Source organism: Xanthomonas prunicola (genome assembly GCF_002846205.1).
In the GTDB taxonomy this organism is placed as follows: Bacteria; Pseudomonadota; Gammaproteobacteria; order Xanthomonadales; family Xanthomonadaceae; genus Xanthomonas; species Xanthomonas prunicola.
In genome coordinates this window covers 1152036-1165014 of the sequence record NZ_PHKV01000001.1, presented here as the reverse complement: position 1 = coordinate 1165014, position 12979 = coordinate 1152036, and the positions used below count along the sequence as shown (strand labels likewise).

The 12979-nt window shown below is 63.4% G+C and carries 14 protein-coding genes; 12 read left to right on the top strand and 2 right to left on the bottom strand.

Annotated features, from left to right (window positions below):
* Positions 1–61 precede the first annotated feature (61 nt).
* Positions 62–574 carry a hypothetical protein gene (locus tag XpruCFBP8353_RS05130; RefSeq protein WP_133125620.1) on the top strand — a complete coding sequence of 171 codons (513 nt, stop codon included), beginning with the start codon at positions 62–64 and terminating at the stop codon, positions 572–574.
* A 265-nt stretch (positions 575–839) separates the two neighbouring features.
* On the opposite strand, the gene XpruCFBP8353_RS05125 is transcribed toward XpruCFBP8353_RS05130, so the two are convergent.
* Positions 840–1652 (bottom strand): hypothetical protein, encoded by an 813-nt coding sequence (locus XpruCFBP8353_RS05125; protein WP_162300945.1) that lies wholly within the window; start codon positions 1650–1652, stop codon positions 840–842.
* A 634-nt stretch (positions 1653–2286) separates the two neighbouring features.
* Here XpruCFBP8353_RS05125 and XpruCFBP8353_RS05120 point away from each other — a divergent pair.
* From XpruCFBP8353_RS05120 to XpruCFBP8353_RS05075, 10 genes are all read left to right on the top strand, one after another.
* Entirely contained in the window at positions 2287–2652 is a 366-nt protein-coding gene (locus XpruCFBP8353_RS05120) for a hypothetical protein (protein WP_101362187.1), read from the top strand.
* Positions 2653–2677: 25 nt separating this feature from the next.
* The gene (atpB, locus tag XpruCFBP8353_RS05115; RefSeq protein WP_016901015.1) at positions 2678–3478 is read left to right on the top strand and encodes a F0F1 ATP synthase subunit A; all 801 of its coding nucleotides are present in this window, start codon (positions 2678–2680) and stop codon (positions 3476–3478) included.
* 72 nt (positions 3479–3550) lie between these two features.
* A complete protein-coding gene (gene atpE, locus XpruCFBP8353_RS05110) occupies positions 3551–3853 on the top strand; it encodes a F0F1 ATP synthase subunit C (protein WP_002814105.1) in 303 nt (100 codons plus the stop codon).
* A gap of 114 nt (positions 3854–3967) precedes the next feature.
* Positions 3968–4438, top strand: a complete 471-nt coding sequence (locus tag XpruCFBP8353_RS05105; protein ID WP_016901014.1) for a F0F1 ATP synthase subunit B — start codon at positions 3968–3970, stop codon at positions 4436–4438.
* A 3-nt stretch (positions 4439–4441) separates the two neighbouring features.
* Complete coding sequence (locus tag XpruCFBP8353_RS05100) at positions 4442–4969, top strand: F0F1 ATP synthase subunit delta (RefSeq protein WP_101362186.1); 528 nt, start codon at positions 4442–4444, stop codon at positions 4967–4969.
* A 47-nt stretch (positions 4970–5016) separates the two neighbouring features.
* A complete protein-coding gene (gene atpA / locus XpruCFBP8353_RS05095; protein ID WP_101362185.1) occupies positions 5017–6564 on the top strand; it encodes a F0F1 ATP synthase subunit alpha in 1548 nt (515 codons plus the stop codon).
* 193 nt (positions 6565–6757) lie between these two features.
* Complete coding sequence (gene atpG, locus XpruCFBP8353_RS05090; RefSeq protein WP_101362184.1) at positions 6758–7621, top strand: F0F1 ATP synthase subunit gamma; 864 nt, start codon at positions 6758–6760, stop codon at positions 7619–7621.
* A 143-nt stretch (positions 7622–7764) separates the two neighbouring features.
* Positions 7765–9171: a F0F1 ATP synthase subunit beta gene (gene atpD / locus XpruCFBP8353_RS05085; protein ID WP_101362183.1), complete on the top strand. Its 1407-nt coding sequence runs from the start codon at positions 7765–7767 to the stop codon at positions 9169–9171.
* Between the two features lie 166 nt (positions 9172–9337).
* On the top strand, positions 9338–9760 hold the full coding sequence (locus tag XpruCFBP8353_RS05080; RefSeq protein WP_101362182.1) for a F0F1 ATP synthase subunit epsilon: 423 nt from the start codon (positions 9338–9340) through the stop codon (positions 9758–9760).
* Positions 9761–9991: 231 nt separating this feature from the next.
* Complete coding sequence (locus XpruCFBP8353_RS05075; protein ID WP_101362181.1) at positions 9992–10561, top strand: chorismate mutase; 570 nt, start codon at positions 9992–9994, stop codon at positions 10559–10561.
* Positions 10562–11070: 509 nt separating this feature from the next.
* Here XpruCFBP8353_RS05075 and XpruCFBP8353_RS05070 read toward each other — a convergent pair.
* Entirely contained in the window at positions 11071–11454 is a 384-nt protein-coding gene (locus XpruCFBP8353_RS05070) for a GtrA family protein (protein WP_101362180.1), read from the bottom strand.
* 143 nt (positions 11455–11597) lie between these two features.
* On the opposite strand from XpruCFBP8353_RS05070, the gene glmU reads away from it, so the two are divergent.
* Positions 11598–12962: a bifunctional UDP-N-acetylglucosamine diphosphorylase/glucosamine-1-phosphate N-acetyltransferase GlmU gene (glmU, locus tag XpruCFBP8353_RS05065; RefSeq protein WP_101362179.1), complete on the top strand. Its 1365-nt coding sequence runs from the start codon at positions 11598–11600 to the stop codon at positions 12960–12962.
* Positions 12963–12979: the final 17 nt, after the last annotated feature.

Below are 12979 nucleotides of genomic sequence, written 5' to 3'. Positions count from 1 at the left end.
CGTTTGGGCGGGCTGCACAGTACGGCGATGGATTGCAGCCGATCACATGGAGAGAGCTGTCATGCGCCACGGAATGTTGCAAATGTTGCTGCTGTGCAGGGTCGCCGCGGTGTCTACCGCCCGCGCGCAAGGACCCGACGATCCCTCACTGGCTGCCGCGTTGGCCGAATGCCGGCGTGCCGAAACCTTCGACCGTGCGCAGCGGTGGGCCAGGACGCGTGCCGAGGCAGCGCGCGCATCCGAGATTGCGTCGCCGACCGATCCTGCGCTGCGTCCAAGTCTGCTGGAGATGAAACGCGTCGACCGACAGGCGTCCACTGGCGATTGGTCGCCGGCGAGCATGACCAAGATGGCTGCCGTGGATGCGACGCATCTGCCGCAGATGCGTCGCATCGTGGCCGAGCACAAGGGCCTGCCGGGCGCGGCGCAGGTTGGTCGCGATGGTGTCGCTGGCGCGTGGCTGCTGGTGCAGCATGCCGACGCCGACCCTGCATTCCCCAGGAACAGGTGGTGGGCACGCTGGTACCGCACGTTGCACTCGGCGCGATCCCTACGCGCTTCGTGGGGGTGTTGACCGAACGCGTGGTGGTCGGCAACGGCAAGCCGCAGCGCCAGTGCATCGAGCTGGTCCCGCAGCAGGGCCATTGGGTGCCCGAGCCGATCGAGGATCCAGGCTACGTCGATGAAAGGCGGGCTGCTGTCGGGAGATGCCGCTTGGCGATTCCATTTGCGTTGCCGCGCGGCGGTTTCCCGCACCGTAACTGTCTTTCATGGCAACCCTGCCAGAACGCAAAAAGGCCCGCAAAAAGCGGGCCTTTCGTGTGCAAGAGTGGGGCGGATCAGAACGCGAACGTCACGCCTGCCACCGGGCCCTTGAACTCCTGCTTCAGGCCGATCAGGCCGTCGCTGCCGCTCTTGTCGACGTCCAGCTTGAACCAGTCGTAGCCGGCAAAGATGCCGAAGTTCTTGGTGAAGCGGTATTCGGCAATTGCGTTGGCGCGGCTCAGATCGCCTTCGTAGTCGCCGAAGTCGCCCCAGCTGGTGTTGAGGTACTGGCCCTGCACGTTGAACAGCCAGTGTTCGCTCGGACGCGCGGTGAAGCGGATGCCGACGACCGGCGCAACGCCGTCTTCGCTTTCGTCCACGACGTCGCCAGTGAACGCGCTCCCCAGGTCGGCATACGCATTGGCTTCGACCTTGGCGTACTCGGCGCCGATCTGCAGGCCCAGACTGAATTCCGGCGAATCGACCACCGAGTAGTCGTACACGAAGGTCGCAACCTGATATTTCAGCTCGCCCTTGATGAAGCTGCCGCTCGGCACGGTCACACCGCCGGCGCTCAGATCCTGGGTCAGGGTCTCGCGGCGATCCTTGTCGTACTTGAAGTAGTCGAAGATCAGACGCTGACGGGTGCTGATGCGGAACACGCCATCCACGCGCGGCTCCCATTCCTTGCCGCCCAGCTTGAAATCTTCGTTGACCGACACGTTGTTGCCCGCCAGCAGCGTGTTGCCGCGGATGGTGTTGTCGTTGTCCACATTCATCGCACCGAGGCGAATCTGGAAGCGGTCATCGGTATCTTCAGCGTGTGCGGGCGCGACGTAGGCGACGGCCAGAACGCACGGGATCGCCAGTGCGAGGAGGTGTTTCATGGGAGCTCCGAATTCTTGGAATGGTCAGGCCGTTGGGCCTGTGGCGCGCACTATCGATAAGGTGACGTCTTCCAGAAGTGAAGGACCTGTCGCACAGCTGTGAAGGCGGAGATAGCAATCGGACAAAACGGTCCGCATGTCCAATAGGCATGGGCGCCGCACTCCGGCGACGGCAAGTTCGGCGCTGAAAACGACACGTGAAAAGTGTGGCGTAGTGCATACCTTCAGGTACGGTCGCCGCTGCCCATTGCGCAACCGGTGCAGCGCCATGCGGCAAGATGGCCGCCATCGCGGCGCCGCAGGGATCCAAACGAGCGTGCGCTGCAGCGGATTGGACCGCCGATGGGAAAGTGTCAATGTGCGACAAAATGCGTACGAAAAGCAGGAGCCCCGGTCTCCCAGGGCTCCCAGACGCGGCCTGCGGCGTTACCTTTCGACGAGGATGTGCAGGCCTCGCAAGTTCTGACCGCCGGTTTGTGGCAAAGTTCCCACCCGCTGCGGCGGCCGCCACGTGGTGCATCGCAGCAAGTGATGACCTCTGCCGGTTGTCTCGCAATTTGTCCCATTGCTATACTTTCGCGGCTCGACGAGGCGCAACTGCGCTTCCCACCCATTCACACGTAAGGTAACCGTAGTGCTGAACTCCGTTGACGCGGGTCGGCGGTTGATGCTGCGCGCTGCGGTATATCCGCTTGCCGCCGTAGCTATAACCAGTCTGGGGTTGCTGTTGGTCGGTCCCCGTTACTCTGCAGGTCTGGCATTGACCGGATGTGCGACGGTGCTGGGCGGTTGGGTTGCGGCACGTACCGCGCTAGGTGGCGGGATCCAGGCAGCGGGCATCGCCATGGTGCGGCTGATCCTGGCGATGGTGCTGAAGTGGGTGTTGGTTTTCGTGGCGCTGGCGCTCGGCTTCGGCCTGTGGCGGCTGCCTCCTCTGGCTTTGTTGGCGGGTATCGCCATCGGGCTGATTTTTCAGGTTCTGGCTCTGGCCAGGCGTTGATTCGAACTTAAAGGGCTCCGGACACATGGCGGGCGAGGCAGCAACACCTACCTCCTATATCCAGCATCACTTGCAGAACCTGATCTATCCGGTTCGTGAGGGTGGCGGCACGTTTTGGACCATCCACGTCGATACCCTGGTCATGGCGGTGTTGATGGGTCTGGTGATGGTCTTCGCGTTCTGGACGGCCACGCGCAATGCCACCGCCGGCGTGCCGGGCAAGTGGCAGGCATTTGTGGAAATCTGCCTGGAATTCGTCGATCGCCAGGCCAAGGACACTTATCACGGCAGCAGCAAGCTGGTGACGCCGATCGCGATCACCATCTTCTTCTGGATCCTGTTGATGAACCTCATCAAGATGATCCCGGCCGATTTCATCGCCATCCCGCTGGGCTGGGCCGGCATCCACGCCTGGAAGCCGGTGCCCACCGCCGACGTCAATGCCACCTTGGGCATGTCGATCAGCGTGTTCTTCCTGATGATCGTGTTCTCGCTGCGCTCCAAGGGCGTGGGTGGCATGACCAAGGAATTCCTGACGGCGCCGTTCGGCAAGTGGATGATGCCGTTCAACCTGCTTTTGAACATCGTCGAGTGGCTGAGCAAGCCGATTTCGTTGGCGATGCGATTGTTCGGCAACATGTTCGGCGGCGAGATCGTCTTCCTGCTGATCTGGGTGCTGGGCGGTGCGGGCATCGCCGGCATGGTCGCTGGCGGCGTATTCGGCCTAGGCTGGATGCTGTTCCACCTGCTGGTGATTCCGCTGCAGGCCTTCATTTTCATGATGCTGTCGATCGTGTATCTGAGCCTGGCCGAAGACAGCCACTGAGTTTGCGTCACCCTTCATCTGCTTCATTCCGCTTCATCCATCACCCTTAGAAACTTTCGTTCGGAGATCACCATGTACCTCGCCGTCCTGACCAACCTCGCTCAAGTCCAGAGCTCCACCGTCCTCGCCGTCGGCATCATGATCGGCCTGGCCGCGCTGGGTGCCGGCCTCGGTCTGGCCATCATGGCTGGCAAGTTCCTGGAATCGGCTGCGCGCCAGCCGGAACTGATCCCGGTGCTGCAGGTTCGTATGTTCATCACCGCCGGCCTGATCGACGCCGCGTTCATCATCAGCGTCGCTGTCGGCCTGCTGTTTGCCTTCGCCAACCCGCTGGCCCAGGTGTTCATCGAGCGTCTGTCGCAGGCTGCCGGCTGATCCAGCGGTAGCAGGATGTGGATGCAGCCGCGAGCGGATGCATCTGCGGATGAAGGTCGGAAAGCGCCGCCCCTGCGGTGGCGCTTTCACCCCTAAACAGCGATTGAGCGACCCATGGATATCACCCTTACCATCTTTGCCCAGGCGCTGGCCTTCGCCGGTCTGATCTGGATCGTCGCGACCAAAATCTGGCCGCCGCTGCTGCAGGCGATCGAAGAGCGTCAGCAAAAGATCGCTGAAGGTCTGGCTGCGGCCGATCGCAGTCAGAAGGATCTGGCGCAGGCGCAGGAAAAGGTCAACGAAGCACTGAAGGACGCACGCACCAAGGCCAACGAGATCATCGATCAGGCCCATGCGCGCGCCAACCAGATCATCGAAGCGGCCAAGCACGAGGCAATTGCCGAAGCTAACCGTCAGAAGGATCTGGCGCAGACCGAGATCGATGCATCCGCCACGCGTGCCCGCGAGGAGCTGCGCAAGCAGGTCTCGGTGCTGGCTGTCAGCGGTGCAGAAAAGCTGCTCAAACGCGAAATCGATGCCAACGCCCACAAGGCGCTGCTCGACGAGCTGGCGGCGGAGATTTAAGCGATGAGTCAGGCCCTCACCCTTGCCCGTCCCTACGGCCGTGCCGCGTTTGCGATCGCGCGTGAGGGCGGCAACTTCGCGCCCTGGTCCGATGCGCTGGCGTTTTCGGCGCAGGTGGCCGGCGACCCGCGCGTGGCCGCGCTGCTGCTCAACCCGGCCCTGGGCCAGGAACAGGCAGTGACGCTGTTGGAGCCGCCGCAGGCGGGCGAGGACTATCTGCGTTTCCTCGGCGTGCTAGCCGATGCGCAGCGGCTGTCGCTGCTGCCGGAAATCGCAGGCTTGTACGAACAACTGCGTGCCGATGCCGAACACGTCGTCAAGGCGACGGTGACCTCGGCTGCGGCAATGAGCCAGACCGAACTCGACACGATCGCTGCTGCGCTGAAGAAGCGCTTCGGCCGCGAAGTGGACATCACCACCGCAGTCGATGCGTCGCTGATCGGCGGCGCGGTGATCGACACCGGCGACGTGGTCATCGACGGCTCGCTGAAGGGCAAGCTTGCGCGTCTGCAAAGCTCGCTCGCCCACTGAATTCACATAAACGCATGGCCCCTGCGGCCGGCACCTAGGACTGAACGATGGCAACCACGCTCAACCCCTCCGAAATCAGCGACCTGATCAAGACCCGCATCGAGGCGGTCAAGCTGTCCGCAGAGTCGCGCAACGAAGGCTCCGTGACCAGCGTGTCCGACGGCATCGTGCGCATCTTCGGCCTGGCCGACGTGATGCAGGGCGAAATGATCGAACTGCCGAACAACACCTTCGCGCTCGCACTGAACCTGGAGCGCGATTCGGTCGGCGCCGTGGTGCTGGGCGATTACGAGAACCTGCGCGAAGGCGACGTGGCCAAGACCACCGGCCGCATCCTGGAAGTGCCGGTCGGTCCGGAACTGCTCGGTCGCGTGGTCAACGCGCTGGGCGAGCCGATCGACGGCAAGGGCCCGCTGGGCGCCACCCAGACCGCACCGGTGGAGCGCGTTGCGCCCGGCGTGATCTGGCGTAAGTCGGTCGACCAGCCGGTGCAGACCGGTTACAAGTCGGTCGATGCGATGATCCCGATCGGCCGCGGCCAGCGCGAGCTGGTCATCGGCGACCGTCAGACCGGCAAGACCGCGCTGGCGATCGATGCGGTGATCAACCAGAAAGGCACCGGCATCAAGTGCGTGTACGTGGCGATCGGCCAGAAGGCCTCGACTGTCGCCAACATCGTGCGCAAGCTGGAAGAAAACGGCGCGCTGGCGCACACCGTGGTGGTGGCGGCGACCGCGTCCGAATCGGCCGCGATGCAGTACATCAGCCCCTACGCCGGCTGCACCATGGGTGAGTACTTCATGGACCGCGGCGAAGACGCGCTGATCGTGTACGACGATCTGTCCAAGCAGGCCGTGGCCTACCGCCAGATCTCGCTGCTGCTCAAGCGCCCGCCGGGTCGCGAAGCCTACCCGGGCGACGTGTTCTATCTGCACTCCCGCCTGCTGGAGCGCGCAGCGCGCGTGTCCGAGGAATACGTGGAGAAGTTCACCAACGGTGCGGTGACCGGCAAGACCGGTTCGCTGACCGCGCTGCCGATCATCGAAACGCAGGCCGGCGACGTCTCCGCGTTCGTGCCGACCAACGTGATCTCGATCACCGACGGCCAGATCTTCCTGGAAACCGACCTGTTCAACGCCGGTATCCGCCCGGCCGTGAACGCCGGTATCTCGGTGTCGCGCGTCGGTGGTGCAGCCCAGACCAAGATCATCAAGAAGCTGTCCGGCGGCATCCGTATCTCGCTGGCGCAGTACCGTGAGCTGGCGGCGTTCGCGCAGTTCGCCTCGGACCTGGACGAAGCCACCCGCAAGCAGCTCGAGCGCGGTCAGCGCGTCACCGAACTGATGAAGCAGAAGCAGTACGCGCCGATGTCCATCGCCAACCAGGCGCTGTCGATCTATGCCGTCAACGAGGGTTACCTCGACGAGGTGCCGGTCAACAAGCTGCTGGCGTTCGAAGAAGGCCTGCACGCGCACTTCGCCAACACCCAGGGCGAGCTGATCAACAAGATCAACAGCACCGGCGGTTGGGACAACGACATCGAAGCCGGCTTCAAGAAGGGCATCGAAGAGTTCAAGACCACGGGCAGCTGGTAACAGCGCCGGGAGTCGGGATTGGGCATTCGGGATTTGTAGGAGCGGTGGTTCGGGTCTCGGCTGATGCCGAATCCTCGCTCTTAAATCCCAAAAGTTAGGCATCCGGGGTTCGCGGAAGCGGTGAGGTAGGGGGGCTTTAGCCAACCCCGAATCCCGATTCCCGAATCCCACTAAGCGAGCGAAGCGAGCGAGTATGGCAGGCGGACGCGAAATCAAAACCAAGATCAAGAGCGTGCAGAACACCCGCAAGGTGACGCGTGCGCTCGAAATGGTCTCGGCCTCCAAGATCCGCAAGGCGCAAGAGCGCATGAAGACCTCGCGTCCGTATGCGCAGGCGATGAAGCAGGTGATCGGGCATCTGGCGCAGGCCAGCACCGATTTCCAGCATCCGTTCCTGATCGAGCGTGAGCAGGTCAAGCGGGTCGGTTACATCGTGATCTCTTCCGACCGCGGCCTGGCCGGCGGTCTGAACAACAACCTGTTCCGCAAGATGCTGGGCGAAGTGCGCCCGTGGCAGGACAAGGGCGCCGAGATCGACGTGGTGACCATCGGCCAGAAGGCGTCGGCGTTCTTCCGTCGTATCAAGGTCAACATGGTCGGCAGCGTGACCCACCTGGGCGACAGCCCGCAGGTCGAGCAGCTGATCGGCGTGATCAAGGTGATGATCGATGCCTACATCGACGGCAAGGTGGACCGCGTGTATCTGGTCTACAACCGCTTCGTGAACACGATGACGCAGAAGGCCAGCTTCGATCAGCTACTGCCGCTGCCGGCCGCCGAGCACAAGGTGGCGCACCACGATTGGGACTACCTGTACGAACCCGATGCCGCGACCGTGCTGGAGCACGTGATGACGCGTTACATCGAGTCGCTGGTGTACCAGGCCGTGCTGGAAAACGTGGCCTCCGAACATGCCGCGCGCATGGTGGCGATGAAGGCCGCCAGCGACAATGCCAACAAGATGATCGGCACCCTGCAACTGGTCTACAACAAGGCGCGTCAGGCGGCGATCACCCAGGAAATTTCGGAAATCGTCAGCGGCGCGGCCGCGGTATAAGCACGGCCGGGATTGGGGATTCGGGATTGGTAGGAGCGCAGCGGACTGCGCCCTTGCGAATCCCCAATCACGAATCCCAAATCACAAATTCCACGAGATGGCATTTGCCACTCGGACAGAACAAAGCTAACCGGAGCAGCAAAATGAGTCAGGGCAAGATCGTTCAGATCATCGGCGCGGTCGTCGACGTCGAATTCCAGCGCAATGAAGTGCCGAAGGTCTATCACGCGTTGAAGGTCGAAGGCACCGAAATCACCCTGGAAGTGCAGCAGCAGCTCGGCGATGGCGTGGTGCGCACGATTGCGCTCGGCTCCACCGACGGCCTGAAGCGCAACCTGCTGGCCACCAACACCGAGCGTGCGATTTCGGTGCCGGTCGGCGCCGGCACGCTGGGCCGCATCATGGACGTGCTGGGTCGTCCGATCGACGAAGCCGGCGACGTGCAGGCCGCGGACCATTGGGAAATCCACCGCGCCGCGCCGTCGTATGAAGACCAGTCCTCCAGCACCGAGCTGCTGGAAACCGGCATCAAGGTCATCGACCTGATGTGCCCGTTCGCCAAGGGCGGCAAGGTCGGCCTGTTCGGCGGCGCCGGCGTCGGCAAGACCGTCAACATGATGGAACTGATCAACAACATCGCCAAGGCGCACAGCGGCTTGTCCGTGTTCGCAGGCGTGGGCGAGCGTACCCGTGAGGGCAACGACTTCTACCACGAGATGAAAGACTCCAACGTGCTGGACAAGGTCGCGATGGTGTACGGCCAGATGAACGAGCCGCCGGGCAACCGTCTGCGCGTTGCGCTGACCGGCCTGACCATGGCCGAGTACTTCCGCGACGAGAAGGACGAGAACGGCAAGGGCAAGGACGTGCTGCTGTTCGTGGACAACATCTACCGCTACACGCTGGCCGGTACCGAAGTGTCCGCGCTGCTCGGCCGCATGCCGTCGGCAGTGGGCTACCAGCCGACCCTGGCCGAAGAAATGGGCGTGCTGCAGGAGCGCATCACCTCGACCAAGAGCGGTTCGATCACCTCGATCCAGGCCGTGTACGTGCCTGCGGACGACCTGACCGACCCGTCGCCGGCGACCACCTTCGCCCACCTGGACTCCACCGTCACGCTGAGCCGTAACATCGCCTCGCTGGGTATCTACCCGGCGGTGGATCCGCTGGACTCCACCAGCCGCCAGATGGACCCGCTGGTGATCGGTCACGAGCATTACGACACCGCCCAGCGCGTCCAGCAGACCTTGCAGAAGTACAAGGAACTGAAGGACATCATCGCCATCCTGGGCATGGACGAGTTGAGCGAAGAAGACAAGCAGTCGGTATCGCGCGCACGCAAGATCGAGCGCTTCTTCAGTCAGCCCTTCCATGTGGCCGAAGTGTTCACCGGCTCGCCGGGCAAGTACGTGTCGCTCAAGGACACCATCCGCGGCTTCAAGGCGATCTGCGACGGCGAATACGACCACCTGCCGGAGCAGGCGTTCTACATGGTCGGCAGCATCGAAGAAGCCGTCGAGAAAGCCAACAAGATGAGCGCCAAGGCCTGATGTGACTCCAGCCGCTAGGCGGCTGGAATCGGGAATCGGGAATCGGGAATCGTAAAGGCGGGTTATAGGCGAGTCGGAGTGCGGGAACAGGAAGCGTGCGCAGCCAGTCGCTCTTCCCATTCCCGATTCCCGACTCCCGATTCCCGCCTCACTTAAGTGAGGCAAAATGAGCACTATCCGTTGCGACATCGTCAGCGCCGAGAAGGAAATCTTCCACGGTGAGGCGACGCTGGTCGTGGCCACCGGCGAGTTGGGCGAGCTGGGTATTGCACCCAAGCACGCGCCGCTGATCACACGCCTGAAGCCGGGCAAGGTGGTGGTGACCACCGCCAGCGGCGAACATCTGGATTTCGCTATTTCCGGCGGCATCCTGGAAGTGCAGCCGCAGGTGGTGACCATCCTGGTCGACACCGCAGTGCGTGCACAGGACATCGACGAAGCCGCCGTGCGCAAGGTCAAGGAAGAGGCCGAGCGGCTGCTTGCCAACCGGGGTAGCACGGTGGACGTGGCCGAGGCGCAGCGTCGGCTGGCTGAAGCGACGGTGCAATTGCAGGCGCTGGAGCGCCTGCGTCGCAACCTCAAGCACTAAGTGGCTGCGTGCCGACCCGATGGGCGGGCGTGCACTGCAACCCGCTGCAAGGTCATCTTCAGAGAAGACGTTCGAAACGCCGACCCTCGTGTCGGCGTTTTCGTTTTTGGGGATCCGCCTGCGGGTCCGCGAATCGGTCGTGGTGCGCGGCAGGCACACTGCCTGCCTTGGCGCACCGCTGCCCGGCAGTGGTGCATGGCAACGTTATCCAGCTACGTTAAGGAACATGGTATGGCCCGCTCGATCGATGGCATTCGCGCTTACATAGTGACCGGCCTGTTGGCCGCCGGACTGCTGGGGTGCGCATTGCCGGCGCGCAGCCAGCCGCCGCTGGATCTGTTGATGGACCGCATCGTGCAGCGCAATGCCATTGGCGATGCGGTGGCGCTGAGCAAGTGGGACAGTGGCAAGCCGGTGCTGGATCAGGCACGCGAGGCGGCGGTATTGCAAAGCGTGCGCGACCAGGCGCCCGCGCATGGGCTGGATGCCGACGACGCGGCGCGTTTCTTTGGCGCGCAAATTGAAGCCAACAAGTCGGTGCAGTACGCGCTATTGAACCGTTGGCACGAGCGCGGACGTGCACCGAACACCGCACGTCCGGATCTCACCGCGCTGCGTGCACGCCTGGATCAACTGCAGGGCGAACTGCTCGATGCGTTGGCCGATGTGGCATCAGCGCGTAGCGCGCCTGACTGCCCGGCCAGCACGGCGCGTGCGGCATCGCATTACGCCGAGCAGTGGCAGCTGGATGCACTGCATCACGCCGCGCTGGTGCGCGGCCTGGGCGATTTTTGCCACTGATTGGCGCGGTGGAATGGGGTTACGCTGAACCGCTCGCTGTCATGCGGTTTAGGGTGACTGACAAAACCGATGAGCGCTCGCCTGGTGGTGAGTGCGGTGTTTTTGTCGGCCGCATCTTGGTGGATGCAGTCAGACGCCCAGGTCGAACGCTGCGTGTGTCCAAAGCGCGGTGCCCACACCGCTCGCGGGACACGCAGTGAAGCCGTCCATGGGAGCTCGATGGCGGCATCCATGCCGCCAATGGCCCCGCAATCGGCGAAGACACCGCCCTAGAAGTTTTATTGAAAGCCATGCACACCGGCCAATGCGACGGGTCCTTGCCCGCCTGCCGGTACGGGACCTGACGCGGCATGGATGCCGCATCAGCGCTGACAAAGACGTACGTCCCATCGATCAGCACGTGGGAAGATGCAGTTACTCCGCTGCGGATGTCTGCGCGCAAGCGGTGCCCCAATTCTGCGTCATGTCCACACGAGCGAACAATCGCTCACGGCCTGCGCATGCTTGGATCAGCGATACACCACGTGTCGGTTCAGGAAGAACGACACGATCGCCAGGCCGCCTTCGACCAGCGGTTTTGCCAGCCAGGCCTGACGTAACCCGAGCAGATCGACCGTGGTCGAGAGTAGCCATGTGCTGATCACGGTCAGTGCCAGCCACATCAGCGCGAAGCGGCGGAAGCGTTGCCAACCCAGCCGCGCATCGCCCTGCTGGGCAAAGGTGTAGCGGCCATTGAGCCAAAAGCCGAGCATGGCGCCGCCGATGCGTCCCAGCAAATTGGCCGGCACCGCAGGCATGCCTGCGGCGGTGGCGGCGATGAAGATGCCGCAATCCACAGCCAGCTGCAGGGCGCCAATCATCATGAACTGGCGGCCTTGGCGGAACAGACTCATGCGTGTCGGAGCAAAGAAAGGGCGCCCATCCTAGCGGCAGTGAGGCGCAAACTCTGTCATCGCGGACGAACACCGCATCCGGACAACGACGCGACGGGGTGCAACGACTAGAATTTAGCCATCTATATGCCTGGAATGTCTTGATGACTCTGCCCCTGCACGTTGTGATACTGGCCGCGGGCGAGGGCAAGCGCATGCGCTCGTCCCTGCCCAAAGTACTGCAGCCGCTGGCGGGCCAGCCGATGCTGGCGCATGTGATCGCCACCGCGCGGCAGCTGCAGCCGGCGGCGATCCATATCGTGTACGGGCACGGCGGCGATCAGGTGCAGGCAGCCTTCGCCGATCAAAGCGATCTGCAGTGGGCCGAGCAGCGCGAACAGCTGGGCACCGGACATGCAGTGCAGCAGGCGATGCCTGCGATTCCCGACGCGGCGACGGTGCTGGTGTTGTACGGCGATGTGCCGCTGATCCGCAGCGACAGCCTGTTGCAGTTGCTGCATGCACCGGGTCGCATGGCGGTGCTGGTGGCCGAACTGGCCAATCCAACCGGCTATGGGCGCATCCTGCGCGATGCGGAAGGCAAGGTGGCCGCCATCGTCGAGCAGAAGGATGCCAACGACGAACAGCGCCGCATCCGCACCATCAATACCGGCATCCTCACCGCCGAATCCACCGCACTGCGCCGCTGGTTGGGTGGCTTGTCCAACGACAATGCGCAGGGCGAGTTCTATCTCACCGATGTGTTCGCCAGCGCCGCCGCCGATTTCACGCCGGCCGACATGGTGCATGTGGCCGACCCGCAGGATGTGGAAGGTGCCAACGACCCGTGGCAGCTGGCCCAGCTCGAACGCGCCTGGCAGTTGCGCGCTGCGCGAGCGCTTTGTCTGCAGGGCGTGCGGATGGCCGATCCGGCGCGTGTGGAACAGCGTGGCAGCGTGCAGGTGGGCCGCGATGTGCAGCTGGATATCGATGTGATCCTGGAAGGCAATGTGACGCTGGGCGACGACGTGGTGATCGGCCCGTTCGTGCGCCTGCGCGACGTGACGCTGGGTGCCGGCACGCAGGTGCGTGCGCACAGTGATCTGGACGGCGTGGTCACCGAAGGCGCGGTGCAGATCGGCCCGTTCGCGCGCCTGCGCCCCGGCACTGTGTTGGCCGATGGTGTGCACATCGGCAATTTCGTGGAGACCAAGAAGGTCACCATGGGCGTCGGCAGCAAGGCCAATCATCTGACCTACCTGGGCGATGCGGTGATCGGCAGCAAGGTCAACATCGGTGCCGGCACCATCACCTGCAACTACGACGGGGTGAACAAGTCGCAAACCACCATCGGCGATGGCGCGTTTGTCGGCTCCAACAGCGCGCTGGTGGCGCCGATCGAGATTGGCACCAACTCCACCATCGGTGCCGGGTCGGTGATCACGCGCGATGCACCGGCAGGGCAGCTCAGCGTGACGCGTGCGCGGCAGACGGTGATCGAAGGCTGGGAGCGGCCGACCAAGAAATAGCATGGAGCGGTGTCGCG